This window comes from Blautia luti, assembly GCF_013304735.1.
Classification (GTDB): domain Bacteria; phylum Bacillota; class Clostridia; order Lachnospirales; family Lachnospiraceae; genus Blautia_A.
The window spans coordinates 13,513-39,549 of the sequence record NZ_JAAITI010000006.1 but is presented as its reverse complement, the minus strand read 5'-3'; the positions used below and the strand labels follow the sequence as shown (position 1 = coordinate 39,549).

At 43.1% G+C, this 26,037-nt stretch carries 27 protein-coding genes and 1 pseudogene; all 28 read left to right on the top strand.

The annotated features are described in order from the left end of the window. Window positions 1-14: 14 nt before the first annotated feature. A complete protein-coding gene (locus G5B06_RS04915) occupies window positions 15-791 on the top strand; it encodes a ParA family protein (RefSeq protein WP_005426615.1) in 777 nt (258 codons plus the stop codon). After that, window positions 784-1,671: a ParB/RepB/Spo0J family partition protein gene (locus tag G5B06_RS04910; RefSeq protein ID WP_059085507.1), complete on the top strand. Its 888-nt coding sequence runs from the start codon at window positions 784-786 to the stop codon at window positions 1,669-1,671. Before G5B06_RS04915 ends, G5B06_RS04910 begins: the two co-directional genes overlap by 8 nt. A 22-nt stretch (window positions 1,672-1,693) precedes the next feature. Continuing rightward, complete coding sequence (locus G5B06_RS04905; protein WP_227094344.1) at window positions 1,694-2,773, top strand: DUF6017 domain-containing protein; 1,080 nt, start codon at window positions 1,694-1,696, stop codon at window positions 2,771-2,773. Further along, complete coding sequence (locus G5B06_RS04900) at window positions 2,770-3,156, top strand: DUF6050 family protein (protein WP_005426609.1); 387 nt, start codon at window positions 2,770-2,772, stop codon at window positions 3,154-3,156. Before G5B06_RS04905 ends, G5B06_RS04900 begins: the two co-directional genes overlap by 4 nt. Then, on the top strand, window positions 3,122-3,409 hold the full coding sequence (locus tag G5B06_RS04895) for a DUF6809 family protein (RefSeq protein WP_015541255.1): 288 nt from the start codon (window positions 3,122-3,124) through the stop codon (window positions 3,407-3,409). Before G5B06_RS04900 ends, G5B06_RS04895 begins: the two co-directional genes overlap by 35 nt. A gap of 59 nt (window positions 3,410-3,468) precedes the next feature. After that, entirely contained in the window at window positions 3,469-3,663 is a 195-nt protein-coding gene (locus G5B06_RS04890; protein WP_173717691.1) for a hypothetical protein, read from the top strand. After that, the gene (locus G5B06_RS04885) at window positions 3,641-3,946 is read left to right on the top strand and encodes a helix-turn-helix domain-containing protein (protein WP_227094345.1); all 306 of its coding nucleotides are present in this window, start codon (window positions 3,641-3,643) and stop codon (window positions 3,944-3,946) included. The genes G5B06_RS04890 and G5B06_RS04885 overlap by 23 nt, the downstream gene beginning before the upstream one ends. Further along, window positions 3,943-4,749 (top strand): hypothetical protein, encoded by an 807-nt coding sequence (locus tag G5B06_RS04880; RefSeq protein ID WP_129974458.1) that lies wholly within the window; start codon window positions 3,943-3,945, stop codon window positions 4,747-4,749. Before G5B06_RS04885 ends, G5B06_RS04880 begins: the two co-directional genes overlap by 4 nt. A 124-nt stretch (window positions 4,750-4,873) precedes the next feature. Further along, on the top strand, window positions 4,874-5,356 hold the full coding sequence (locus G5B06_RS04875; protein WP_117457903.1) for a PcfB family protein: 483 nt from the start codon (window positions 4,874-4,876) through the stop codon (window positions 5,354-5,356). 215 nt (window positions 5,357-5,571) lie between these two features. Further along, complete coding sequence (locus G5B06_RS04870; protein WP_330416433.1) at window positions 5,572-7,335, top strand: VirD4-like conjugal transfer protein, CD1115 family; 1,764 nt, start codon at window positions 5,572-5,574, stop codon at window positions 7,333-7,335. Window positions 7,336-7,576: 241 nt separating this feature from the next. Beyond that, window positions 7,577-7,705, top strand: a pseudogene (locus tag G5B06_RS04865) (Maff2 family mobile element protein); the annotation flags it as partial. An 847-nt stretch (window positions 7,706-8,552) separates the two neighbouring features. Next, on the top strand, window positions 8,553-10,472 hold the full coding sequence (gene tet(32) / locus G5B06_RS04860) for a tetracycline resistance ribosomal protection protein Tet(32) (protein WP_002602099.1): 1,920 nt from the start codon (window positions 8,553-8,555) through the stop codon (window positions 10,470-10,472). Window positions 10,473-10,553: 81 nt separating this feature from the next. Further along, entirely contained in the window at window positions 10,554-10,898 is a 345-nt protein-coding gene (locus tag G5B06_RS04855; protein WP_002602098.1) for a helix-turn-helix domain-containing protein, read from the top strand. A gap of 323 nt (window positions 10,899-11,221) precedes the next feature. Continuing rightward, window positions 11,222-11,989, top strand: coding sequence for a class I SAM-dependent methyltransferase (locus G5B06_RS04850; protein WP_002602097.1), 768 nt, complete (start codon window positions 11,222-11,224; stop codon window positions 11,987-11,989). 204 nt (window positions 11,990-12,193) lie between these two features. Continuing rightward, window positions 12,194-12,640 (top strand): RNA polymerase sigma factor, encoded by a 447-nt coding sequence (locus G5B06_RS04845; protein WP_002602096.1) that lies wholly within the window; start codon window positions 12,194-12,196, stop codon window positions 12,638-12,640. Further along, entirely contained in the window at window positions 12,630-12,833 is a 204-nt protein-coding gene (locus G5B06_RS04840; RefSeq protein WP_002602095.1) for a helix-turn-helix domain-containing protein, read from the top strand. Before G5B06_RS04845 ends, G5B06_RS04840 begins: the two co-directional genes overlap by 11 nt. Before the next feature lie 533 nt (window positions 12,834-13,366). After that, window positions 13,367-13,765 (top strand): plasmid mobilization protein, encoded by a 399-nt coding sequence (locus tag G5B06_RS04835; protein ID WP_002602094.1) that lies wholly within the window; start codon window positions 13,367-13,369, stop codon window positions 13,763-13,765. Further along, window positions 13,737-15,359 (top strand): relaxase/mobilization nuclease domain-containing protein, encoded by a 1,623-nt coding sequence (locus G5B06_RS04830; RefSeq protein WP_002602093.1) that lies wholly within the window; start codon window positions 13,737-13,739, stop codon window positions 15,357-15,359. The genes G5B06_RS04835 and G5B06_RS04830 overlap by 29 nt, the downstream gene beginning before the upstream one ends. A gap of 186 nt (window positions 15,360-15,545) precedes the next feature. Next, on the top strand, window positions 15,546-15,737 hold the full coding sequence (locus G5B06_RS04825; RefSeq protein ID WP_006058351.1) for a hypothetical protein: 192 nt from the start codon (window positions 15,546-15,548) through the stop codon (window positions 15,735-15,737). Further along, a complete protein-coding gene (locus G5B06_RS04820) occupies window positions 15,727-16,485 on the top strand; it encodes a phage replisome organizer N-terminal domain-containing protein (protein ID WP_002605636.1) in 759 nt (252 codons plus the stop codon). Before G5B06_RS04825 ends, G5B06_RS04820 begins: the two co-directional genes overlap by 11 nt. Then, window positions 16,482-17,339 carry an ATP-binding protein gene (locus G5B06_RS04815; protein ID WP_002605635.1) on the top strand — a complete coding sequence of 286 codons (858 nt, stop codon included), beginning with the start codon at window positions 16,482-16,484 and terminating at the stop codon, window positions 17,337-17,339. Before G5B06_RS04820 ends, G5B06_RS04815 begins: the two co-directional genes overlap by 4 nt. Continuing rightward, the gene (locus G5B06_RS04810) at window positions 17,336-17,518 is read left to right on the top strand and encodes a transposon-encoded TnpW family protein (protein ID WP_002605634.1); all 183 of its coding nucleotides are present in this window, start codon (window positions 17,336-17,338) and stop codon (window positions 17,516-17,518) included. The genes G5B06_RS04815 and G5B06_RS04810 overlap by 4 nt, the downstream gene beginning before the upstream one ends. Before the next feature lie 100 nt (window positions 17,519-17,618). Beyond that, complete coding sequence (locus G5B06_RS04805; protein WP_002605633.1) at window positions 17,619-19,229, top strand: recombinase family protein; 1,611 nt, start codon at window positions 17,619-17,621, stop codon at window positions 19,227-19,229. 21 nt (window positions 19,230-19,250) lie between these two features. Continuing rightward, complete coding sequence (locus G5B06_RS19775) at window positions 19,251-19,412, top strand: Maff2 family mobile element protein (protein ID WP_118169863.1); 162 nt, start codon at window positions 19,251-19,253, stop codon at window positions 19,410-19,412. A gap of 4 nt (window positions 19,413-19,416) precedes the next feature. Next, window positions 19,417-20,289 (top strand): VirB6/TrbL-like conjugal transfer protein, CD1112 family, encoded by an 873-nt coding sequence (locus tag G5B06_RS04795; RefSeq protein WP_005426566.1) that lies wholly within the window; start codon window positions 19,417-19,419, stop codon window positions 20,287-20,289. A 14-nt stretch (window positions 20,290-20,303) separates the two neighbouring features. Then, window positions 20,304-20,732 carry a PrgI family protein gene (locus tag G5B06_RS04790; protein ID WP_059085511.1) on the top strand — a complete coding sequence of 143 codons (429 nt, stop codon included), beginning with the start codon at window positions 20,304-20,306 and terminating at the stop codon, window positions 20,730-20,732. 55 nt (window positions 20,733-20,787) lie between these two features. Continuing rightward, window positions 20,788-23,169: a VirB4-like conjugal transfer ATPase, CD1110 family gene (locus G5B06_RS04785; RefSeq protein ID WP_117640066.1), complete on the top strand. Its 2,382-nt coding sequence runs from the start codon at window positions 20,788-20,790 to the stop codon at window positions 23,167-23,169. A 27-nt stretch (window positions 23,170-23,196) separates the two neighbouring features. Then, the gene (locus G5B06_RS04780) at window positions 23,197-26,037 is read left to right on the top strand and encodes a CD1108 family mobile element protein (protein ID WP_244094530.1); all 2,841 of its coding nucleotides are present in this window, start codon (window positions 23,197-23,199) and stop codon (window positions 26,035-26,037) included.

The following is a 26,037-nucleotide window of genomic DNA, read 5'->3' as shown; positions in this document are numbered from 1 at the left end:
AGGAGAATTATATCATGTGCAAAATAATCGCAATCGCAAATCAAAAAGGTGGAGTAGCAAAGACTACAACCACTATTAATCTTGGAGTAGGACTGTCTAAGGTTGGAAAACGTGTAATGCTGATAGATGCTGATCCACAGGGACATTTGACAATGGGACTTGGTTTTCCAAAGAACTTAAGGGTAACATTGAAAACAATGATGGAAAATATCATTATGGGATTAGAATTTGATCCCAGGGAAGCAATTTTACACCATGAGGAAGGAATAGATGTAATTCCATCTAATAAACTTCTTTCGGGAATGGACATGTCATTATTTACGGTAGAGGACAGAGAAAAAGTCTTAAAAGAATATCTGGAACTTTTGGAAAATGATTATGACTATATCCTGATTGATTGTATGCCCTCGTTGGGAATGATGACAATTAATGCGTTAAGTGCAGCTGATAGCGTTTTGATTCCGGTGCAGCCTCAATACTATGCGGCAGATGGCCTCATGGAATTACTGAAAGTTGTGAAAGGCATTCATCAGAGATTTAATCCTGATTTACAGATTGAAGGGATTCTGTTTACAATGGACAGCAGTCATTATAATAATTCAAAGAGAAATAAGCAGGCAGTACGAGATGCTTATGGAGCAGAGATTATAATTTTTGATCAGACAATTCCAAGAACAGAAGCTCTTGCCGAAACTGCATCAGAAGGTGTCAGTATTTTTTCTTACGATGCAAAAGGAAAAGGTGCGTACAGTTATCAAGCACTTGTCCAGGAGGTGCTGAATCATGCGTAAACCTAAGAAAGAAATTCAGCTTACTTCTTATGATGAATTGCTTGGAATCAATGAAGCTGAACAGAATACTCTTAATCAGATTGTTGAAGTGCCATTAAATGAGTTACATCCTTTTAGAAATCATCCATTTCATGTAAATGATGATGAAAAAATGGCTGAAACAGTAGAAAGTATCAAGAATTATGGCATCTTAAATCCTGCATTGGTACGTCCTCGCGCAGAGGGAGGATATGAACTGATTGCTGGTCACAGGAGAAAACGTGGTTGCGAACTGGCTGGAAAAAGTAAAATGCCAGTACTCATACGGAACTATACCGATGATGAAGCCGTAATCGTTATGGTGGATTCTAATATACAGAGAGAAAATTTGCTTCCAAGCGAAAAGGCATATGCTTATAAGATGAAGATGGATGCAGTAAAACATCAGGGCATAAAAGACGAAAACGCAGCTTCTGTTGACAGTGCAGATCTGGTTGGACAGGCTGCCGGTGACAGTGGAAGAACCGTTCAGCGTTACATACGCTTGACCTGTCTTATTCCGGAATTGCTGAAATTGTTGGATGAAGGAAAGATTAATTTTACAGTAGGTGTTTCATTAACCTATTTATCAGAAACGGAGCAGATTTGGGTGAAAGACTGCATAGTGTCTGGAGCAAGCTCTGTTACAGGTTCAATGGCGACAAAACTGAAGCAATACAGCGATGAAGGTAATCTGACAGAATTAGCGGTACAGCTTATTCTGAATGAAAAGAAAACAGAGACAGGAAAAGTTACTTTAACTGAAAAGAAAATACGAAAGTATTTTCCAAAGGAATATAACAGAGAACAGATTGAACAGGTTATCTATGAACTGCTTGATAACTGGAAGAAAAGCCAATAACGAGGGAAGGAGGGAAAGCAAAATGGCAAAATCCGAAAGCACAAAAATAGAGTTTGGTTATTTTCACGATTATGAATCGGAACAGTTTGCTTTTTACCGTATTCCCAAAGTATTATTCACAGATGAATATTTCCGTAATCTGTCCAGCGATGCAAAGGTTCTTTATGGGCTGATGCTGGACAGAATGGCTTTATCTATCAGACATCAATGGTTTGATGAAGAGGGTAAGGTTTATATTATTTTTACTGTTGAACAGGTTATTCAGTATATGAATTGTGGAAGAGATAAAGCAATGAAAACGCTTGCAGAACTGGATACCAAAAAGGGAATCGGATTAATTGAAAGAGTCAAACAAGGATTTGGTAAACCGGATATTATTTATGTAAAGAACTTTATTTTAAGGACATCAAAAGATGTTAAAAACAATGATGAATCCGAAGAGAGTATTCAACAAAATCGAGAGGTCGAAGAAGTCGACTTATCGGAGTCGGAAAAATCGACTTATCGTGGTCGGAAAAATCGACTTCAAGGGGTCGGAAAAACCGACTTCAAGAGGTCGGAAAATACGACTTATCGTGGTCGAAAAATCAGAACTACAGAGGTCGGAAAAATCGACCCAATTAATACTAAATATAATTATACTGATATTAGTAATACGGACAGGAATAATACTGATCTTATCAATCTTTCAGATTCTTCCGAACAGCAGTCAATGGATTTGATGGAAGAGATGGAGTTATTCCAGATGAATACTGCACTTGTAAAAAGAAATATTGAATATGACTGTCTTGTACAACGATGCAGACTAGGGGAACAGCAACAGTTGGATGAAATTGTGGCACTAATTGTGGAAACAATCAGCATAGAACGGGAGAATATTACGATCAGTGGAGTGAAATACCCATATCAGTTCGTAAAAAGCAGATTATTGTTGCTGGAAGAAAGCCACATAGAGTATGTACTTGATTGTCTGCATGAGAATACCAGGGAAGTAAAGAACATAAAAGCGTACTTGCTTACCTGTCTTATGAATTCAATAACGACAATAGGCAATTATTACCAGGCAAAAGTAAATCATGATATGTACGGAGGTGGCATATGAGAGGAAAAGAAATTATAACAAAATTGATAATTCCTGGTGCAATAGCTATGATTATCTGCTTAATTGTTCACCCTATGTGCATGAATGGTGAAATATTAGACTGGAGAAAATTATTGCTTTTTGTGGGAATACCTTTCGGAATCCAGAAAATGTTTTTGCTGGTCGTTCCAAGAAATGTGGGGACAGGGGAAATGCTTGGTTTGGTGGTACTTAAACTGATGGTAGGAAGTTTGATTGGAATAGGGGTTCTTGCCTGGAGATTATTAGCTGTAGCAGGCATTTTGCTAAAAAACGGCATTTCTGGAATTATATGGATCATAAAAAGACTGAAAGAAATGGTGATCAAAAATGAGCGAAAAGCAACTGGAAAAATTGTATTATAGCATTTATCCAATGAATCAATGTGAGACACAAAGTAAAAGTTATGAAGAGACAAAGGAACTGTGTGAAACATTAGAAAAGGAAATGATAAGTCTAATGAGTCCGGATCTGCAGGCAATGTTTGAGGATTACAAGGAATATACTTTAAATCTTAAACAAACAGAACAGAGAGACGCTTACATAGATGGATTAGCGTTTGGGATTCGCACAATTTCGGAAGCCTTTTTACATGAGAACAAAAATAGAATATGGTGATTGAAAAAGCAGTCTGTCAAGGCTGCTTTTTCTGTACCGCTTACATAGGAGGATGAGATGTGATTGATTTGATAATTATTATTATGGCAGGAATAGTGCTTTTGTTTTTGCTGTCTTGTTGCTTTATGGTTGCAAGGCTATTGGATGAGGAAATATCTATGTATGGATATGAAGGAAAAGAAAACAGGGAAAGGGAACAACTTCCCGACAAATTGTCGAGAAGTTCAACAGATGAAAGACATGGAGATAAATGAAAAGATTCGTTATTTTCGGAAACAGAGAGGGCTATCGCAGGAGCTGCTTGCAGAACGAACAGGAATTAATGTGAATACAATTCGGAAGTATGAAATAGGCATACGAAAGCCGAAAGTAGAACAATTAAAGAAAATTGCGGATGGACTTGAAATTAGTGTAATAGAATTTTTGGATATTGAAATAGAAAATGAAGCGGACTTGATTGCTATGCTGAAAAAAATCAGTCCGTTTTTTAAATGGGACGGATTGCTTCATGTATTGGTGGGGGAAAAGTTTTTATGATTGGTGTTGGAAGTGCATTGGTATCACTGTTGCTGATCTTTGTTTGTTATTCACTGACACTGACAGCGAAAAGAGCAGATGAAAATTTATTGATGATTTGTGAAAAGAATCAGAAAAATGAAGAAGAGAGAGGAAACCGAGAAATGGAATCACAGAGAGACATTTTAAGAGTAATTGAAAAAGAAATCAAAAAAGGAAGTGCGCCAGTTGCATTTGCAGGTTTGGGGGTTTCCGAGGAATGTTATCATTTGGTAGATAGTCAGGCTAAGATGAACCAACTTTTAGATTATTTTTTTCGCAATGAAGAATACGCAGCTTTGGCAGAGCGGCAGGTGAAAAGTAATATCTATGCAGAAATGGGCAAAAGGCTGAATTTCCGTAGTGCCAGATCTGATCGAGACAGAAAGAATATGGAGGTAGCGGCAAAACGATGGATTAAGAAAAAGCATCCAACATTTGATGGTGATGTATATGTCGAAAATATCCGATGTTTTCTGGACATTTCCCAAGAAGAGTTAGAAAAACGTAAATGTACAGTCAATGAACAGGATACGACAGCACTTATTTTCAGCCAGAAACATCTTGAAGCATTATACTTGCAATGTCTTATGCACAGACGAAATGCGATGCAAGAGATTCCGGAATTAAAAGGTTTGTCAGAAACGTGCAACAGGATTTATAAATTGCAGGATGTAGATGTATTATTCCAATGCCTGCTGATGGATCAGATGGATTGGGAAGAAGAAAAGTTATATGTGCAGTTCAGCACAATTTATTTATTGAAGCAGACAGTGGAAAATTAAAACCCATGACTTCTCGACAATTTGTCGGGAAGTGGAAAGGAGTCAAATTCCAATGAAAATATATCTCCCCCATCTGTTAGTACCACCGTAATTTGCGGATCAGAATCGAAAGGAGGCGTGCAAATTGCAGGAAGAAGTTACACAGAAAACAATCGCATTGTCGGTTAAAACTGCAAGAGTGACTGCCGACGTGTTAAAAAATATGCTGCGGAAGTATCTGTCAGGACAGAAGCAAAAGGGAAAGAATCCTTACAAGGTTGGAAAACAGTCATACAAAGAACTGAAAAGCCAGGGTTCTGGTTTATCCAATATTGAAATCACAGATGGAAATATCAAGTCTTTTGAGCGTGTGGCGAAGAAATACCGCTTAGATTTTGCCTTGAAAAAAGACAGTTCGACCAAGCCACCGACTTACTATGTGTTCTTTAAAGGGCAGGATACAGAAATGATGAATCTGGCATTTAAGAAATATTTGGGTGTACAGATGAATAAAAAGGATAAACCATCTATTATGAAAAAACTTATGCACTTTAAGGATGCTGTGTCTAAAGGAAAGAACAGAGAACGAGCAAGAGAACAGCAGAAAGACAGAGGGCAGAGTTTATGACGGAGAAAAAACAGCAGCATAAGAAGAAAAGAGGAAAAGTTCAGCATATCAGAGGCTCTCCGAAAAAGAGAAAAATATCTGGAAAAGCTTTTTTTTCTTCAGAGAGTATCCCAGGAAAAATTCTTGCGGATGTGAAAAATCAGATTACGGATAAGGCAAGTGAATTGAAGAGGGCAGATCAGAAAAAGCTGTTTTTAGCTAATTTCCCCTATCTGATGTTTGCTTATTTTTTCAATAAGATTGCCTGGCTGTATCGGGTAAACACCGGAGCAACTTCCTGGGATAAATTTATGAACACTATTACTTATTTTGAACTGGCATTTCGGAATCTCTGGCCAAGCTTGAATCATATGGATCTGTTTTGGGGAATTACAGGAGGCGTGGCTGTAAAGTTTATTATTATTTACCGCACGAAAAATGCCAGGAAATATCGGCTGGGTGTGGAGTATGGTTCTGCCAGATGGGGAACAGAAAAAGATATACGACCATATGCTGATCCTGAATTTGAAAATAATATTATTCTCACAGAAACAGAGAGTCTTACTATGTCAAGCAGACCAAAGAATCCGAAATACGCCAGGAATAAAAACATTCTGGTAATTGGCGGTTCCGGTTCTGGAAAAACCAGATTTTTTGTAAAGCCTAACATTATGCAGATGCACAGCTCTTATGTGATTACTGATCCAAAGGGAACTGTGCTTCTGGAAGTTGGCAGTATGCTGGCAAAAGGCAGTCCAATGACGGATGAGAATGGAAAAATCATGCGGGACAAAGAGGGAAAAGTTATATATGAACCGTATAAAATCAAAGTTTTGAATACAATTAACTTCAAAAAATCCATGCACTATAATCCATTTGTATATATCCGCAGTGAAAAAGATATTCTAAAACTGGTAACAACCATTATTGCTAATACCAAAGGTGAAGGGCAGCAATCAGGTGAGGATTTTTGGGTAAAGGCGGAAAAACTCTATTATTGTGCCCTGATTGGCTATATCTGGTATGAAGGCAGGGAAGAAGAAAAAAATTTTAATACTCTGTTGGAAATGATCAATGCGTCAGAAGCCAGGGAAGATGATGAGAATTTCAAGAATCCAGTAGATCTGATGTTTGATGAACTGGAGCAGAAAGACCCGAACCATTTTGCGGTAAGGCAGTACAAAAAATACAAGCTGGCCGCCGGTAAGACAGCAAAATCTATTCTGATCAGTTGTGGTGCAAGACTCGCACCCTTTGATATTGCGGAACTGCGGGAGCTTATGAGTTATGACGAACTGGAACTGGATCTGGTTGGTGACAGGAAAACTGCATTGTTTGTTATTATTTCAGATACCGATGATACCTTTAATTTTATTGTTTCTATTATGTACACACAGCTTTTTAATCTGCTCTGTGACAGAGCTGATGATGTATATGGAGGCAGACTTCCAATTCATGTGCGGTGTCTCCTGGACGAGTTTGCGAACATCGGACAAATTCCTAAATTCGAAAAACTGATTGCTACGATTAGAAGCCGGGAAATCTCAGCTTCTATTATTTTGCAGTCAAAGTCTCAGCTTAAGGCAATTTATAAGGATAATGCCGATACCATCGAAGGGAACTGTGATACGACCTTATTCCTGGGTGGAAAGGAAAAAACGACATTAAAGGAAATAGCGGAGATTTTGGGAAAAGAAACCATAGATCTGTATAACACATCGGATACGAGAGGCAGTCAGCGGTCTTATGGAATGAACTACCAGAAAACAGGAAAGGAGTTGATGAGCCAGGATGAAATAGCAGTTATGGACGGAGGAAAATGTATTCTGCAGGTGAGAGGTGTCAGACCATTTTTCTCAAATAAATACGATATTTGCAAACATAAAAACTACAAATATCTGTCCGATTATGACAAAAAGAATACCTTTGATATTGAAAAATATCTGAGTACTAATCTGATACTGAAACCAGAGGATGAAGTGGAACTGTATCAGATGTAACTTCTCGACAAATTGTCGGGAAGTGGATCATGGGAGGAAATCATGAATAATTTGGAAAAAAGGAACAGTCGGTATCCATCGACGAAAATGAATATACCGACTGTACGTGTGAGGAATTTTCCAAGTAGAAAATCCTATGCTTAGTGTAGCACAAAAGGCAGGGGTTATATAGTGTTTTCTTCCCTTTCTGGAAAAAATCTAAGAAAGGACTGGAAAATGTAAGTTTTCCAAAGGTACACTTATGGCATTTTTTACAACGGCAATTACGACCTTAAAAACATTGGTTTGTGCGATCGGAGCCGGACTTGCAGCCTGGGGAGTGATCAATCTGCTGGAAGGATATGGAACGGACAATCCGGGTGCAAATGCTCATGTACGGTAAGGAAGCAAGCAACCGAAAACAAGAGATAGACCGCCAGCACTACACTATTCCGAACCAAAGACCAAAAGATAAGCATTGTGGGAAAATCTAAACTTTTGGATTTTCCTACAATGCCGACTACGGCGGAATCCTTCCCACTCCTTATATCTTTATTTCCGTATACATTGAATTTGTATTTAGTAAATGCTATAATGTCCCTATTCAAATTATAAATGTGTTGAATTAGTTACATGTACATATTTTTTGTGCCGCATAAATACCCTGTTGAGGTTGTCGTTCTTTGTCCAGATGTGGAAACAATAAAAGGAAGGGAACGATACAGGGAGAAAACAGGCTATTCCGGCTTTACGGTTGAAACCTTATACGATACATTTATGCAGACAACACCACGGATCGGCTTTTGGCTGGACAATTCCAACCAAACACCACAGCAGACAGCAGAAACCATTCTGAACGCCAGAAAGTCGGTATGATTGTTACATATAAGGGGAAGAAAAATTTCTTTTAGGTACTTTCTTTCCTAAAACTAATGTGATATAATAGCATCATTCCAAAAAAGGAGTAAAAAATATGCGGCAAGGTATTCTTAAATAAAACTATAATCAAATAGTGGGAACAAAGGATTATGATAGTCCCTTTTGTGGGGGCTTGGTTTTTTGTACCCAATTTAAGAATACTTTTGCCTTATCAATTTTGACATATCCGAAAAACAGCAATCACAAACAGGTGTATGCTGTATATGTGTATGTCCGCAAATTATAATCCCCAGTGGTAAAAGTATTTTACTGCTGGGGATTTTTATGCCCTTTTGGGGCTGTAAAAGGAGGACAATCACATGAAAATAATCAATATTGGAATTCTCGCCCATGTAGACGCAGGAAAAACAACATTGACGGAAAGCCTGCTGTACACCAGTGGAGCGATTGCGGAACAAGGAAACGTGGATAAAGGAACTACAAGAACAGACACTATGATTTTGGAACGGCAGCGCGGAATTACCATTCAGACAGCGGTTACTTCTTTTTGCTGGAATGATTATAAAATCAATATCGTGGACACTCCCGGTCATATGGATTTTTTAACCGAAGCATACCGCTCTTTATCTGTCCTTGACGGAGCTGTTTTAGTCATTTCGGCAAAAGACGGCGTACAGGCACAAACCCGTATATTATTCCATGCGCTTCAGAAAATGGACATTCCGACAATTATCTTTATAAATAAGATAGACCAAAATGGGATCGACCTGCGGCGTGTTTACCAAAGCATTAAAGATAAACTTACCAGTGATATGATTGTCATGCAGGAGGTTTCCCTGTCGCCAAAGATAACCATGACCGATATTTCTGATTTGGACAAATGGGATATGATTATTTCCGGAAGCGATGAACTATTAGAACGATATGTTGCAGAGGATTCTTTGGATATACAGGAATTACAATATGAAAAGTGCAAAAGAACCAGATGCTGCTCTTTGTTTCCTGTTTATCATGGGAGTGCAAAAGACAATTTAGGAACAGAAAAACTGATTGAAGCGATTACAGAAACTTTCATTACAGAAACAGACGATATTCAGTCTGAATTATGTGGATATGTTTTTAAGGTTGAGTATACAGAGCGGAAAAAACGGCTTTCTTATTTACGCCTGTATCATGGGACGCTCCATTTACGGGATACCCTGCTGCTGTCAAAAAAGGAAAAAATAAAGATTACAGAAATGTGTATTCCGTCAAATGGTGAAATCGTCCCGGTTGACCATGCCTGTCCGGGAGAAATTGTTATTTTAGCTGATGATACTTTGAAACTGAACGACATTCTGGGAAATGAAAAACTCCTGCCTCACAAAACACGGATTGATAATCCCATGCCATTACTTCGGACAACGGTAGAGCCGCAAAAGCCGGAGCAAAGGGAAGCCCTGTTAAATGCCCTCACAGAGATTGCTGATACAGACCCTCTTTTGCATTTTGACATTGATACTGTTACACATGAGATTATATTATCTTTTTTGGGAAAAGTACAGTTAGAAGTTATTTGTTCGCTATTAGAAGAAAAATATCATGTGGGCGTGGCTATGAAAGAGCCTTCGGTTATTTATCTGGAAAGACCGCAAAAAAAAGCGAGCTACACGATTCATATTGAAGTGCCGCCGAATCCGTTTTGGGCATCTATTGGTTTGACTGTAACACCGCTTCCTGTTGGAAGCGGAACACAATATAAAAGCGAGGTATCTCTCGGCTATTTAAACCAAAGTTTTCAAAATGCCGTCATGGAGGGTGTGCGTTATGGAATGGAGCAGGGCTTATATGGCTGGGGAGTGACAGACTGCCAAATTTGTTTTGATTATGGAGTTTATTACAGCCCGGTCAGCACCCCCGCTGATTTTCGTTTTCTTGCGCCTGTCGTGTTGGAGCAGGCATTGAAAAAAGCAGGAACACAACTGTTGGAACCATACCTTTCCTTTACCCTTTTTGCACCGCAGGAATATCTTTCACGGGCTTATAATGACGCACCAAAGTATTGCGCAATCATTGAATCAACCAGACTTGAAAAAGATGAAGTTATTTTTAAGGGGGAAATCCCTGCCCGTTGTATTGGTGAATATAGAAATGATTTGAATTTTTATACAAATGGAAGAAGTGTCTGCATTACAGAATTAAAAGGGTATCAGGAAACTTCCGGCGAGCCTGTGTTTCAGCCACGCCGCCCGAACAGCCGTTTAGACAAGATCCGGCATATGTTTCAGAAGATAATGTAACATCTTGCGCAATGCAAACGTTCATTGCTGGCTATTGCGAAATATCATTGATAAAATCAGCATCAGAGAGGAGGAACCATTTTGAACCAGAAACAGACGGATATTACAACAGGAAAGCAAATACGTCATCTGCGAACACAATCGGGAATGACACAGGAAGAACTGGCTGGGAAATTGAATGTTACCCGGCAGGCGCTATCGAATTGGGAGAGAGATGTTAATGAACCCGATTTAAATACGTTGAAAAAAATTTGTTTTCTTTTTGGAGTCCACATGGACGATTTTGCGAAGGAGGTAATAACAAAAATGGAAACATGTGAAAAAAAGAGAAACGACAATTTAATAAGTATGATATGGCAATTGGACTTTTTTATGGTGTCGGGATATTTCTTGGCATTGGTATTTTCTTTGTTGGCGGTTTTATGACAATGTCGGGTGCAGGGTGGGGAGCATCACTATTTGGCGGTGGCTGTTTTTCTCTTGTATTTGGCTTGATATGCCATGCAGTTATTACATTGAGAAGAAATGACAAATGATGACATATCCTGCTTTCTAGTCTTTTCGGTCATATCGCGTAAAAAAGCCGCTGCTTTTGGCTTTCCAATAGCGGCGGCAAAGGGAAATATCCTTTGAATACCTTACAGAAGAAAAGTTTTGCAGCATTATAAAAATAAAAGCCTATACCATTTTGGAAAGAAAAGATACATAATAGTCAAGACGGCAACAATCAGAAGTTATGGAGGGTAACAATGGAATATAGTAAGGAAGATTTAATGGAAGCAAAAAGGCAAATTTTGGGAGTGGGAGAGAACATGGGAACAGAGGAAAGCAAAAAGATCTGGGAGAAAAACGCACAATTTTGGGATGATGCAATGGGTGACGAATCCAATGAATTTCACAGAGAGGTAGTACGTCCCAAAGTAACGGAACTTCTCTCTCCTGATCCTTCGGATTACATTTTGGATATTGCGTGCGGCAATGGAAATTATTCTTCGTATCTTGCACAGAGAGGCGCTTCGGTCGTCGCTTTTGATTACAGCAAAAAAATGATAGAATTGGCTAAAAGACGGCGATCACAATATGCAAAACAAATTGAGTTTTGCGTAGCGGATGCGACCAATAGAGAAAGCTTATTAGGATTAAAAAGAAATCGAGCCTTTACGAAAGCAGTTTCTAATATGGCAATTATGGATATTACGGATATTGAACCGCTTTTTATGGCTGTTTATGAACTATTGGAGGAAAACGGGATTTTTGTCTTTGCAACGCAGCACCCTTGTTTTATCACATTGACTGAAAAATATATGACACCGCACAGTTACTATGATATAGCGATCGAAGGGCAGCCGGAGGAGCAGATTTATTATCATCGTTCCATACAAGATATTTTTAACCTTTGTTTCAGAGCTGGATTTGTCATTGATGGATTTTATGAAGAATGTTTCAAAAACAATAAAGAAATTCCTATGGTAATGATAGTAAGGCTTAAAAAGGTAAAACGTGATAGCTTAAAATAAATTCAAGTTTGCCGGATAAATAGCAAACCCGGCCGAGCCAGTCAACGGTCAAGATGAACGGGCTTCGCCCGCCGTTGACAGCCCCGCCCGGTTTTGCAGTTAGGCAGTCAAGGAGCGACAGCCTAAAGTGCTGCCGCCCCTTACTATCATAAAAAGCAACTACTAACCAGCCACAGCCCTTTTGGGAGGAAAGGGGGATTTTCCATGACCTGTACAGAAGAATATCGGGAACATATCGAGTACACTTTCCATGCCTTTTGCAAAGTCGTTATCCGAAATGCAACGATCAACGCAGCGAGGACACGGAGCAGGAAGCACAAAAGAGAAATATCCCTTGAATACCTCACAGACGAAAAGCACTACCCTTTAGGCACGACAGATGAATATTTCCAAGCCCCGGAGCCGGACGAGGAATACATACTTACCCTTTGCGGCGATACGGTCATTTTCAGCAGCGGTTTACTTGCGGAAGCCCTGTCACGGCTGGACGAACGGGAGCGGGAAATGATTTACCTGTCCTTTTTCAAGCGTATTCCACAGCACGAAATTGGCAGACAGTACGGGCGCAGCCGCAGCACAGCGGGCTACCATATCCGAAAAGCCCTACGGCAGCTCCAAGCGGAAATGGAGGGAATGGCATATGAGAAATAATAGGCTTCTCCCCTATGAAACAATCGTCCAAGCCGCCAGCGGGGAGCCGGAAGCGGTGGGAACTGTATTGCAGTATTACCGCCGCCGCATACAATGTGCCGCCCGTGTGAATGGACGGGTAGACCAAGATACAGAGGACTACATCACCCAGACGCTTCTCACAGCTATTTTCAAGTTCCGCTTTGGGAGATAGCCCTACCGCCTACAACTGAATAACCGCCGCTTCGCCGGCAACCAGAAAGCAGTAAATCTATTCAACAGATTTGCTGCTTTTTTTCGTTCCTGTTTGGCATTTTTGAAAATCCCCAGTATGAAAAAACAAAAGGGAAAATAGCCGCCGCAGTTGGCAAAATCCCTTACTTATCCGTAGAGGGTATCAAAGAAAAAAATACTGCCATTGTCCGCCTATTCCGGCTTGCGTGGTGTTGTAGGGAATAGAGGGGAAATTCTAAAAATCTCCGTCCATTTTGCTTTGCGTGGTGTTGTAGGTAGTGAAAGGAAAATTTTCAAGATAAGCCGGAATAGCGGGTAGCAAAGCCCTTTTGAAACGTTTTGTTAGCGGAAAGGACGGGAGCCGGGGAACGCCGGAGTTTTTCAGAGCAAGATTCTACCGAGGTGCCAAAATTCGCTCTCCGCTTATTTTTGCCCCTGCGGGAATCTTGTTGGGGAGTGCCTTCCCCAAACCCTGCTATGCGCCCTGTCGGGCGAGAAAGGAGGTCACAGACCATGCGAAAGAAATACAATACGCCCCACCGCCGTCATGTGGTAAAGACCCGCATGACCGATGAAGAATACGCCGACTTCACCGGGCGGCTGGCGGCTTATGAAATCAGCCAGTCCGAGTTTATCCGGCAAGCCATACGGAAAGCGACCATACGCCCCATTGTCACCGTTTCCCCGGTCAATGACGGGCTGCTTGCCGCCCTCTCCAAGCTCACGGCAGAGTACGGGAAAATCGGCGGCAACTTAAACCAGATTGCCCGGAGCCTGAACGAATACGGAAGCCCCTACCGGGGGCTGGAAAAGGAAGTGCGGGGAGCCGCCGCCGACCTTGCCGCCTTGAAGTTTGAAGTCTTGCAGAAAGTAGGTGAAGCCGTTGGCGATACTCAAACATATCAGCTCTAAAAATGCCAACTACGGGGACGCTGAAAAATACCTCACATTCGAGCATGACGAGTTTACCATGAAGCCCACCCTTGACGCAGACGGGCGGCTCATACCGAGGGTAGACTACCGCATATCCTCTCTGAATTGTGGCGGGGAGGATTTTGCCGTTGCCTGTATGCGCTCCAATCTCCGCTACGGCAAGAACCAGAAACGGGAGGACGTAAAGAGCCACCACTACATCATCAGCTTTGACCCACGGGACGGCCCGGACAACGGCTTGACCGTTGATCGGGCGCAGGAGCTGGGCGAGAAGTTCTGCGCCGAGCATTTCCCCGGACACCAGGCCCTTGTCTGCACCCACCCGGACGGACACAGCCACACCGAAAATATCCATGTGCATATCGTCATTAACAGTCTGCGGATTGCGGAGGTTCCCATGCTGCCCCACATGGACAGGCCAGCGGACAGGAAAGCAGGCTGCAAGCACCGCTGTACGGACGCAGCTATGAACTATCTGAAAGCCGAAGTTATGGAGATGTGCCACAGCGAGGGGCTTTACCAGATAGACCTTTTGAACGGCAGCAAAGAACGCATTACCGAGCGTGAGTATTGGGCGCAGAAGAAAGGACAGGCTGCCCTTGACAGAGCCAACGCCCCTATTGCTGCGGACGGTATCGCGCCCCGGCAGACCAAGTTTGAAACGGATAAGGCGAAGCTGCGCCGGACTATCCGGGAAGCCCTTGCCGCTGCTTCCGGCTTTGATGAGTTTGCCGCCCTGCTTCTCCGGCATGGTGTGACCGTCAAGGAGAGCCGGGGGCGGCTAAGTTACCTCACGCCGGACAGGACGAAGCCAATTACCGCCCGGAAGCTGGGGGACGATTTTGACCGGGCTGCTGTCCTCTCCGTTTTGGAGCAGAACGCCGCCAGAGCCGCCGAAAAACCCGCAGCCATAGCGGAATACCCCGGCAGTATCAAAGACCGCTTACGGACGAAAAAAGAAGCGAAAAACGCCCCGAACAATGACGCTGTACAGCGCATGGTAGACATAGCCGCCAAGCGAGCCGAGGGGAAAGGACGGGGCTATGAGAAGTGGGCGACCATGCACAACCTCAAACAGATGTCGGCTACCCTCATGCTCTACCAGCAGTATGGCTTTTCTTCCCCGGACGAGCTGGACGCTGCCATTTCCGCAGCCAACACCGCCACGCAGGAGAGCCTTGCCGGACTGAAAGGGCTGGAAGCCGCTATCCGGGAGAAAAAGGAATTGCAGCGCAACCTTTTGGGCTATATCGGCACGAAGCCCGCCCGTGACGGTCTGAAAGCGCAGAAATCGGAGAAAGCCCGGAGAGCCTACCGGGAACAGCACGAAAGCGATTTTATCATAGCGGACACAGCCGCCCGTTATTTCCGGGAGCATGGAATAACCAAGCTGCCAGCCAGCAAAGCCCTGCAAAGGGAGATTGAGCAGCTTACCGTCCAGAAGAACGCCGGATATAACGACTACCGGGAGAAACGCCAGCGGGCGCAGGAGCTTCAGACAGTCAGACGCAATATCGACCAGATTTTAAGGGGCGCACCGAGCCAGCAGAAAAAGCGTGAACAGGAGCGTTAAAGACCGCCCCGAAATGATACCGAAACCCTACAAAAATACAGGTATGATATGAACCCTTACCGCAATACTCCCCGACTTCCAAACGGGGCTTACAGGGCAGAAAAAGCCCGAAAATGATACCGAGAACATACAGAAAATGCCCCCTATCCCGCTACACCGATAGGAACGGCAGAAAGGAGCTTACCATTGCCGAGAATGAGCAAGAAGCGGCGGCTGGAATGGTCTTTCTTCCTCAACCACCGCAACCGTATCACTTACAACGACCTATGCCGGGGCTGCACCCGTGACTGCAAACAGAGCTTCCGGGCGGTTATCATACTATGCCCTCGCTATTATTCCAAACGCTGGAAAAAGGAGGACGCAGCCTATGGCAGATAACCGCAAATATTACTACCTCAAGCTGAAAGAGAGCTATTTTGACGATGATGCAATCGTTCTGCTGGAAAGTATGCAGGACGGCGTTATCTATTCCAACATTCTCTTGAAGCTGTACTTGAAATCGCTGAAAAACGGCGGGAAATTGCAGCTTGACGAGAATATCCCCTACACCGCCCAGATGATTGCGACCATTACCCGCCAGCAGGTAGGTACCGTAGAGAGAGCTTTGAAAATCTTTATGAAGCTGGGGCTTGTGGAGCCTTTGCCAAGCGGCGCACTCTACATGAGCAACATTGAGCTTTTAATCGGCCAGTCCTCTACCGAGGGGGAGCGCAAGCGCAGGGCGCGGCTGGCTTTGCAGGAACAAAAAGCCCTGCCGCAGACAGGGGCGGACAAATGTCCACCATATCGAGCGGACATTTGTCCACCAGAGATAGAGATAGAGAAAGAGATAGATATAGAAATAGAAAAAGAGAGAGAGTTAGAAACGGGACACCCCGCCCCCGCCGCCTATGGCAGATACCACAATGTCATTCTTTCCGATACGGAGCTTGACGGGCTGAAAACAGAGCTTCCCGGCAAGTGGGAGTATTACATTGACCGCCTATCCTGCCATATCGCTTCCAGCGGGAGGAAATACAAGAGCCATGCAGCCACGATTTTCAAGTGGGCGCAGGAGGACGCAGCCAAGAAAGCCCCGAAAAAGGGCATACCCGATTATACCTGTAAGGAGGGCGAGAGCTTATGACGAATGGATTTGATGAAATGATTTTGAATATGACCGACACCACGCCGGAGCCGGAGGACTACACCGGCGAGGACGGGCTTTTATACTGCGGGAAGTGCCACAAGCCCAAAGAGGGCTATTTCCCCAAAGAAACCGCCGCATGGCTGGGGCGTGACCGCCACCCGGCAGAATGTGACTGCCAGCGGGCAGAGCGTGAGGAACGGGAAGCCGCAGAGAAACAGCGCAGTCACCTTGAAACTGTCGAGCGGTTGAAGCGGCGGGGCTTTACAGACCCGGCTATGCAGGGCTGGACGTTTGAGAACGACAACGGCAAGTGCCCGCAAATGGAACACGCCCATTTCTATGTGGAGAACTGGGAAACCATGAAAGAGCGCAACATTGGCTATCTGCTATGGGGCGGCGTTGGCACAGGCAAGAGCTATTTTGCGGGCTGTATCGCAAATGCCCTTATGGAGCGTGAAATCCCCGTGTGCATGACAAACTTTGCATTGATATTGGGTGACCTTGCCGCCAGCTTTGAGGGCAGGAATGAATATATCTCCCGACTTTGCAGCTTCCCGCTGCTTATCCTTGACGATTTTGGAATGGAACGGGGAACGGAATACGGCTTAGAGCAGGTCTACAACGTGATTGACAGCCGTTACCGCAGCGGCAGGCCGCTGATCGTCACGACTAATCTCACGCTGGAGGACTTGCAGCACCCGGAGGACACCGCCCACGCCCGCATTTATGACCGTCTGATTGAAATGTGTTCTCCTGTCCGCTTTACCGGGAGCAACTTCCGAAAAGCCACGGCGCAGGAGAAAATGGGACAACTGAAAAAGCTGATGAACAGAAAGGAGAGCCGCCTATGACCAACACCCCAAAGAATGACCGCAGCACCCGCCGCCCGGATTGCGTGACGGAAATCCGCATAGGTAATTCTGTCCTTGTCGTTTCCGGCTATTTCAAGCAGGACACCACCGCCACCGCCGCCGATAAAATGCTGAAAGTGCTGGAAGCGGAAGCTGCTACACAAAAATCGGCAATTTGACGGGACGTAAAGAAGCAGAAAGGACTGTACAGCCAGCCCCGGCGTGTGGTATGATAGTCATACGGAATAGTGGGGCTGGCTGTCGGAAATGGAGGACACTATGTTAAGACAGACCACCCGAAACCTTATTACCGCCCTTTATCCGAGATTATCCCACGAGGACGAGCTGCAAGGTGAGAGCAATTCTATTTCAAACCAGAAGCGTATTCTTGAAACCTATGCGAAGCAGAACGGCTTTTCCAATCTGCAATGGTACACAGATGACGGTTATTCTGGGGCGAACTTCCAAAGACCCGGTTTTCAAGCCATGCTTGCGGACATTGAAGCCGGAAAAGTCGGCACCGTTATCGTCAAGGATATGTCACGGTTAGGGCGAAACTATCTGCAAGTGGGAATGTATACGGAAATGATTTTCCCACAGAAAGGCGTCCGCTTTATCGCTATCAATGACGGAGTGGACAGCGCACAGGGCGACAATGATTTTGCCCCTCTGCGGAACATTTTTAACGAATGGCTGGTGAGAGATACGAGCAAGAAAATCAAAGCAGTAAAACGGTCTAAGGGTATGAGCGGGAAGCCCGTCACGAGCAAACCCGTATACGGCTACTTTATGGACGAGGACGAAAATTTTATCATTGACGGGGAAGCCGCCCCTGTTGTGCGGCAGATTTACAGCTTGTGCCTTGCCGGGAACGGGCCGACCAAGATAGCCCGTATGCTCACAGAGCAGGAGATCCCCACGCCGGGAACGCTGGAATACCGTCGGACGGGAAGCACCCGCCGCTACCACCCCGGCTATGAGTGCAAGTGGGCGACCAATACCGTGGTACATATCCTTGAAAACAGGGAGTACACGGGCTGTCTGGTAAACTTCAAGACGGAGAAGCCGTCCTACAAGACCAAGCACAGCGTAGAGAACCCCATTGAGAAACAGGCGATTTTCGAGAACCACCATGAGCCTATCATTGACACCCAGATGTGGGAGCGTGTGCAGGAGTTACGCAAGCAGCGCAAACGCCCGAACCGCTATGATGAAGTGGGCTTATTCTCCGGCATACTCTTTTGTGCCGACTGCGGCAGCGTCCTTTACCAGCAGCGTTACCAGAACGCCACCCGCAAGCAGGATTGTTATATCTGCGGGAGCTACAAGAAGCGTACCCGTGACTGTACGGCGCACTTTATCCGCACCGACCTGTTGACCGCCGGAGTGACCGACAATCTGCGGAAAGTCACCAGCTATGCAGCGAAGCACGAAGCCCGGTTTATGAAGCTGCTGATCGAGCAGAACGAGGACGGGGGCAAGCGCAGGAACGCCGCAAGGAAAAAGGAGCTGGAAGCCGCCGAGAAGCGTATCAGCGAGTTATCCGCTATCTTCAAGCGGCTGTATGAGGACAGCGTGACCGGGCGCATTTCAGACGAGCGTTTCACGGAGCTGTCGGCAGACTATGAAGCCGAGCAGAAAGAACTGAAAGAGAGAGCCGCCGCTATCCGGGCAGAGCTTTCCAAAGCGCAGGAAGCCACGGTAAACGCAGAAAAGTTTATGAATGTTGTCCGCAAGTACACCAGCTTTGAAGAACTTACCCCTACCCTTTTGCGTGAGTTTGTGGAGAAAATCGTTGTGCATGAGTGCAGCTATGACGAGAACGGCACACGCAGACAGGACATTGATATTTATTACTCTTTCGTTGGCAAGGTAGACCTGCCCGAATGACCGCCCGACCTATCCGGCGCAATGCGCAAACGCCGGATAGGAACGGCAAAATTTTTTACACTTCTACTACTTCTTTATCACACATCAGCAAAGTCACAAGGAATAAAACAGTTGATGGCGGGCGGTGGCATCGTACTGATTGGAATAAACCTGATTCCACAGCTTGCAACTTTGTTTGGATAAATAAATGGGTGGAATAACCGAAAAAATAACAGAGTTCATAAAGGATCTGCTAACAGGCTGGATCACATCAAACCTGGATACCATGTTCACCGATGTAAATACCAAAGTAGAAACGATTGCTACAGAGGTTGGGAAAACACCCCAAAATTGGAACAGTGGCATTTTTTCCATGATAAAAAATCTGTCGGATAATGTCATTGTCCCCATTGCGGGGATGATTATTACATTTGTACTGTGTTATGAGCTGATTTCCATGATTATGGAAAAAAACAATATGCACGATACGGATACGTTTATGTTTTTCAAATACATTTTTAAGATGTGGGTAGCGGTATATCTGGTTACTCATACTTTTGATATTGCGATGGCAATTTTTGATGTAGCGAATCATGTGGTATCCAATGCTGGCGGTATGATAACCGGTTCCGCATCTATTGATGTTACAGAAGCATTGAAAACGCTTCTTGAAACGCAGATTGAAGATATGGGAATCGGAGAATTACTGGGGCTTGGTCTGGAAACGATGCTGGTCAGTTTATGTCTAAAAATCATATCAGTCCTGATTACCGTCATTTTATATGGACGAATGATAGAAATATATCTTTATGTCTCTGTGGCACCTATTCCGTTTTCAACATTTACGAACAGGGAATGGGGAAGTATTGGAAATAATTATGTGAAGGCATTATTAGCGTTGGGATTCCAGGGATTTTTTATGATGGTATGTGTTGCGATTTATGCAGTTCTGGTAAATGCTATTACAGTTGCGGATAATCTTCATACAGCTATCTGGTCAGTTGCAGCATATACAGTTATTTTATGTTTCAGCCTGTTTAAGACCAGTTCCCTGGCAAAATCAATCTTCAATGCACATTAGGAGGAAACAAGAATATGGCATATGTTCCAGTGCCGAAAGATTTTTCAAAAATAAAGACAAAATTAGCACTGAATTTAACTAAAAGACAAATTATATGTTTTTCTCTGGCAGGAATTTGTGGTGTTCCGGTCTATTTGCTGACAAAAGCAGGACTGGGAACAGATGTGGCAGCAACGCTTATGATCATAGTGATGCTGCCATTTTTCTTTTTTGCAATGTATGAAAAGGATGGATTTCCAGCAGAGAAAATATTGCTTCACATTATCCGGCAGAAATTTTTAAGACCTGGAATCAGGTTCTATCGTTCCCAAAACTTATATGACCGGATTATAGAGTACGATAAATTAGAGAAAGAGGGTGCATGGCTTGAGAAAAAGGCAAAAGAAGCCAGGGAAGCGAGAAATCCGTTCCATTTCCTTAAAAAAGCAGACCGAAAAAAATAAGAAACAGAAAACCGGACTTACGAAAGAAGAAAAAAAGCGTCTGAAAGAACTTCGGATGATAAAAGCGGAGAATCAGAAGAAGAGGAAGCCTTTTACAGCGCAGGATACGATTCCATATAAGGAAATATATAAGGATGGTATCTGCAGGACGGATGATAACTATTATTCAAAAATGGTGCAGTTTTACGATATAAATTACCAGTTAGCGCAGAATGATGATAAAGCGGCTATTTTTGAGAACTATTGTGAGTTCCTGAATTCATTTGACAGCTCTGTTGAGGTACAAATTACATTTCTTAATCAACAGGTGAATTTTGATGAGTATGCAAAAAATATTGATATTCCAGAGCAGGATGACTGTTTCAATGATATCCGGAAAGAATATTCGGATATGTTGAAAATGCAGCTTTCCAAAGGAAATAACGGGCTTGTAAAAACAAAATATATCACATTTTCCATTAAGGCGGATAATCTGCGAAATGCAAAATCCAGGCTGGAGAGAATTGAAGCCAGTGTATTGAATAATTTTAAGGTGATGGGAGCCATGGCAGAGCCTTTAAATGGGGTAGAACGTCTGAAAATTCTGCATGATGTGATGAATATGGACACAAAAGAATCTTTCCATTTCCATTATGGGATGGTTGCAAAAACAGGTCTGCAGACAAAAGACTTTATTGCACCTACCGGATTTGATTTTCGCAATGACAGCTATTTTAGGATGGGACAGACTTTTGGATGCGTGTCATATTTACAGATTACATCACCAGAACTTACGGATAAACTGCTGGCAGATCTGCTGGATCTGGAAGAGAATCTTATCATCAATATGCACCTGCGTCCAATTGATCCCAAGGCAGCTATTAAAAGCCTGAAAAGTACGCTGTCAAATATTCAGAAAATGAAAATTGAAGAACAGAAGAAAGCGGTCAGAAGCGGATATGATATGGATATTATTCCAACGGACATTTCTACATACGGAGAGGATGTGGAGGGATTGCTCAATGAAATCCAGTCTAGGAATGAGAAACTTTTTGAACTTACTTTTTTGCTGATGAATACAGCGGACAATAAGAGAAAACTGGACAATATTGTGTATCAGACTGCAGGAATCGCCCAGAAATATAATTGCAATATACGGAGACTTCAATATCAGCAGGAACAGGGACTTGTGGCATCACTGCCACTGGGAATGAACCAGACTGGAATACAGAGAATTATGACTACGACTTCTACAGCAATCTTTGTTCCGTTTACCACACAGGAACTTTTCCAAGGCGGTGAAGCTCTTTACTATGGCTTAAATGCACTGTCAAACAATCTCATTATGGTGGATCGGAAACGATTGAAAACACCTAACGGCCTGATTTTGGGTACTCCTGGTTCCGGTAAGAGTTTTGCAACGAAAAGAGAAATTCTCAATGTTTTCCTGATTACAGACGATGACATTATTATCTGTGACCCGGAGGGAGAATATTTTCCGCTGGTAAATGCCTTAAATGGTGAAGTTATTAAAATCAGTGCAAAAAGTAATGATTACATCAATCCTATGGAAGTGAACCTGGATGTTATTTATCATCCGGAGAAATACAGGATTAATGGCGATGTGGAGGATATTGATACCATTATTGCTGATAAAGCAGAGTTTATCACATCTTTCTGCGAGGTCATTATGAAGAAACCTCAAAATGCAGAATTAAATGGTGATGAGGTTTCCATGATTGACCTGTGTGTAAAAGACATTTATAAAAAATATCTTTACAATGATCCAAAACCGGAAAATATGCCGACTTTGCAGGATTTCTATGAACGTCTGAACTTTTATGCACCAGATAAACCAGCAGCACAGAACATTGCCAACAGTCTGCAGTTGTATGTAACAGGATCGCAGAATGTATTTAACCATCGAAGTAATGTCGATACGCAGAACAGAGTGGTATGCTTTGATATCCGGGAACTTGGAACCACACTACGAAAAGCAGGGATGTTGATTGTCCAGCATATGGTTTGGACAAGAGTATCACAGAACCGCAGTCGCAGGAAATCAACCCGTTATTATGTGGATGAATTTCACCTTTTGCTGAACCAGCCACAGACTGCTAATTATTCTATTGAAATGTGGAAGAGATTTCGTAAGTGGGGTGGAATCATTACAGGAATCAGTCAGAATGTAACAGATTTTCTTGGCTCTCTGGCAGTAGAAAGTATTGTGGGAAACAGTGATTTTATCCTGATGTTAAATCAGCACAGCGGGGATCAGAAGATCCTTGCGGAGAAATTGAATATTTCCAAGCATCAGATTTCTTTTGTAAATAACAGTAATGCAGGAGAAGGGCTGCTTTTTTACGGAAATGTAATCATACCTTTTGCAGACAGATATCCGCAGGATACCAGAACCTATGCTTTGATGAGTACTAAACCGGATGAGATTCAGACTTAACGGACAAAAAAGCAGAGGTGAGGTACATTGGGAAAACAAAAATATACGGCGAAAGAGAAGAAAGTCAGCCGTATGACCAGAAATGGTCTGGTTGAGGAAAATCTTGCAACAAAGGAGACCAGAAAAGTTACAAACAGCGATCAGGAGTTGCCTTATAAACAGAAGGATGTAGAACAGGCATTTATTACTTCTGAAAAGAAGAAAAACTCTCATAAAAAAGCTGAAAAGAAACAATTTTCCGAAAAAGTTCAGGAGGGAAATCCTGCCAAAAAAGAAGAGGCTGCAAACAGTCCTCCGGGAAAACGAAAAACACAGGGACGGTACAGATACCGGGACAAGCCTGCAGGTGTATCTGTGGATTCAGCGGTAGAAATACGTGAGCGCAAAGAAAAACACAGGAGCCAGTATCAGCGACAGAAAAAGAAACAGCAGAGACTGCAGTTTGGAAAACTGGAGACAGATGGAAGTCTGAAGAAAGAAAAGAAAACTTCGGCTGAAACAGATGGAGGACATTTTCAGGCAGAGAAGAATGATGTTTCTACAAACCGAAAAAAAGGAAAGCAGAAATATAGCCGAAAAACAATAAAAACTTATCAGGAAGTGGATAAGGCTGCAAGAAAACTGGAAGCTGAAAGGCAGAACCAAGTCCCGAAAGATTCTGTTTATACCAAGAAAACAAATGAGGAACAGAAGGCAAAGATAAAGTATCATTTATATTTCGATAAAAAAACAGGGAAAACGGATGGTAAAAAGAAAACATTGTCTTCTGTTCCAAAGAAAGCATTAAAAAATGCAGTATATCAGAAAGCAGGCGAAGACGAAGAGGAAAACAGTGCTGTAGATGCAGCACATAAGCTGGTGCGTTCGAGTGAGTGGATATTACAGGAACATAGCAGTCGAAATATCCGGAAGAACCGCAGTCAGATACATAAAGAAAACCGTTTAGAGCAAAGAGCCTGGAAGAGTGCAGCAAGGTATCAATATCAGAAATATCTGGAAGAACATCCAGAGATGCAGAAAAAGCTGATCAGAAAATTAATACAGAAGCAGAGGATTAAGCGAGAGTATCAGATGGCATACCGGGCTGGGAAGATTGCAAAAGAAACAAAAGACACCTCAATCCGGTCAGTAAATCTTGCTACTAAAATTGCAAGAAAGGCACAGGAGGTATTTGTAAGAAATGTAACTACTCTGATCTCAATGGGGTTGTTATTGATTTTGCTTCTTTCCGTAATGACAGGATTTGCTTCCTGTTCGGCTATGTTTTCTAATGGAATTTCTACGGTAATTGCTTCCAGTTACATTGCGGATCCGGACGAAATTGAAAAAGCAGAGTTGTATTATACGCAGTTGGAAGCCAGTCTTCAACAGAAAATAAACCAGATGGAAGCCCGGTATCCAGGAAAAGATGAATACAGATATAACATTGGTGAAATCGGCCATGATCCCCATACATTGATCAGTTATCTGACTGCCAGGTATGGGGATTTTAAGTTTGAAGAGATAAAAGGAGAACTGGAAACAATTTTTTCTTTACAGTACGGAATCACCGTAGAGGAAAAAAGTGAAACCCGGCAGGAAACATCTACGATACAGGTAGGGCAGTCATTGGGAAATGTTGTGACCAGTGGATATTGTAACTGTCCCATCTGCTGTGGCGTGTGGAGTGGAGGACCGACTGCTTCAGGGGCAATGCCACAGGCTAATCATACGCTTGCGGTTGATGCTGCAAACCCATTTCTTCCAATAGGGACGAAAGTGGTGATGAATGGGATTGAGTACACCGTAGAAGATACTGGAAACTTTGCCCAGTATGGTGTCCAGTTTGATGTTTATTATGATAATCACGCAGTAGCTGAGGCACATGGTCATCAGACCTGGGAATGTTTTCTGGCAGAGGGCAATCAGAACTCTGTGGAAGTTACCCGTACAGTAACTGCAGATGTACTGAATGTTTCTGTTCAGGCAAAACCGCTTAGAAGTGTTATTCTGTCCAGAATGGAAGAGGATGAGCAGGAAATTTATGAAGAGGTCTATTCCAACAGAGGAAATTTACAGACATATAAAACTCCGGTTGAGTTAAACTGGTATGCCTATATCAGTACCTATTATGGGTATTCTGTAAACAATGGAACCGGGCAGACACAACTTCACAGAGGTGTGACGGTTAATGTACGACAGGGAACAGAAGTGAAGTCAGCGATGAATGGTTTTGTTGTAGATGTAGGATATAGCGGAACTTTTGGAAATTATGTAGTTACGCAGGATAAAAAAGGTGTGCAGATTAAATACGCTTATCTGCAGAGCATTTCGGTAGCAAATGGTCAGGAAGTAACAACAGATACTGTAATTGGTACAACGGGAAGTACAGGAAGTGCAACCGGAAGCCAGTTATATTTGGAACTGGTCAAAGATGGGGAATATTATAATCCTGTTTTTTATATCAGTACCGGAGATAGCGGGCTGTATGGTGGAGGCGGCAGTTATGATGATGAGACTGTGCGGAGATTATTTGCGGAAGCAGACAAATATCTTGGTATGCCGTATGTATGGGGCGGTTCCAGCCCGGAGACTTCTTTTGACTGTTCTGGTTTTGTAAGCTATGTGTTTACCAATTCGGGTGTCTGCAATATGGGAAGACTTACTGCACAGGGAATTTATGACATTTGTATGCCTGTATCACCAGAAGAAGCAAGGCCAGGAGATATTATCTTTTTTACTGGGACGTATGATGCGGGAGAGCCGGTTACCCACGTAGGAATTTATGCCGGAGATGGACAGATGATCCATTGTGGAAATCCAATTCAGTATACGTCCATTAATTCTGCATACTGGCAGTCTCATTTTTATGCTTTTGGCAGGCCATAA

Coding starts and splice junctions, on each gene's coding strand:
- G5B06_RS19775 (WP_118169863.1), top strand. CDS start 19,251: ATGCGCAAACGCCGGATAGGAACGGCAAAATTTTTTACACTTCTACTA.
- G5B06_RS04845 (WP_002602096.1), top strand. CDS start 12,194: ATGACCTGTACAGAAGAATATCGGGAACATATCGAGTACACTTTCCAT.
- G5B06_RS04910 (WP_059085507.1), top strand. CDS start 784: ATGCGTAAACCTAAGAAAGAAATTCAGCTTACTTCTTATGATGAATTG.
- G5B06_RS04790 (WP_059085511.1), top strand. CDS start 20,304: ATGGCATATGTTCCAGTGCCGAAAGATTTTTCAAAAATAAAGACAAAA.
- G5B06_RS04820 (WP_002605636.1), top strand. CDS start 15,727: ATGGCAGATAACCGCAAATATTACTACCTCAAGCTGAAAGAGAGCTAT.
- G5B06_RS04900 (WP_005426609.1), top strand. CDS start 2,770: ATGAGAGGAAAAGAAATTATAACAAAATTGATAATTCCTGGTGCAATA.
- G5B06_RS04805 (WP_002605633.1), top strand. CDS start 17,619: ATGTTAAGACAGACCACCCGAAACCTTATTACCGCCCTTTATCCGAGA.
- G5B06_RS04810 (WP_002605634.1), top strand. CDS start 17,336: ATGACCAACACCCCAAAGAATGACCGCAGCACCCGCCGCCCGGATTGC.
- G5B06_RS04815 (WP_002605635.1), top strand. CDS start 16,482: ATGACGAATGGATTTGATGAAATGATTTTGAATATGACCGACACCACG.
- G5B06_RS04870 (WP_330416433.1), top strand. CDS start 5,572: ATGTTTGCTTATTTTTTCAATAAGATTGCCTGGCTGTATCGGGTAAAC.
- G5B06_RS04795 (WP_005426566.1), top strand. CDS start 19,417: ATGGGTGGAATAACCGAAAAAATAACAGAGTTCATAAAGGATCTGCTA.
- G5B06_RS04915 (WP_005426615.1), top strand. CDS start 15: ATGTGCAAAATAATCGCAATCGCAAATCAAAAAGGTGGAGTAGCAAAG.
- G5B06_RS04885 (WP_227094345.1), top strand. CDS start 3,641: ATGAAAGACATGGAGATAAATGAAAAGATTCGTTATTTTCGGAAACAG.
- G5B06_RS04905 (WP_227094344.1), top strand. CDS start 1,694: ATGGCAAAATCCGAAAGCACAAAAATAGAGTTTGGTTATTTTCACGAT.
- G5B06_RS04835 (WP_002602094.1), top strand. CDS start 13,367: ATGCGAAAGAAATACAATACGCCCCACCGCCGTCATGTGGTAAAGACC.
- G5B06_RS04850 (WP_002602097.1), top strand. CDS start 11,222: ATGGAATATAGTAAGGAAGATTTAATGGAAGCAAAAAGGCAAATTTTG.
- G5B06_RS04785 (WP_117640066.1), top strand. CDS start 20,788: ATGATAAAAGCGGAGAATCAGAAGAAGAGGAAGCCTTTTACAGCGCAG.
- G5B06_RS04880 (WP_129974458.1), top strand. CDS start 3,943: ATGATTGGTGTTGGAAGTGCATTGGTATCACTGTTGCTGATCTTTGTT.
- G5B06_RS04840 (WP_002602095.1), top strand. CDS start 12,630: ATGAGAAATAATAGGCTTCTCCCCTATGAAACAATCGTCCAAGCCGCC.
- G5B06_RS04895 (WP_015541255.1), top strand. CDS start 3,122: ATGAGCGAAAAGCAACTGGAAAAATTGTATTATAGCATTTATCCAATG.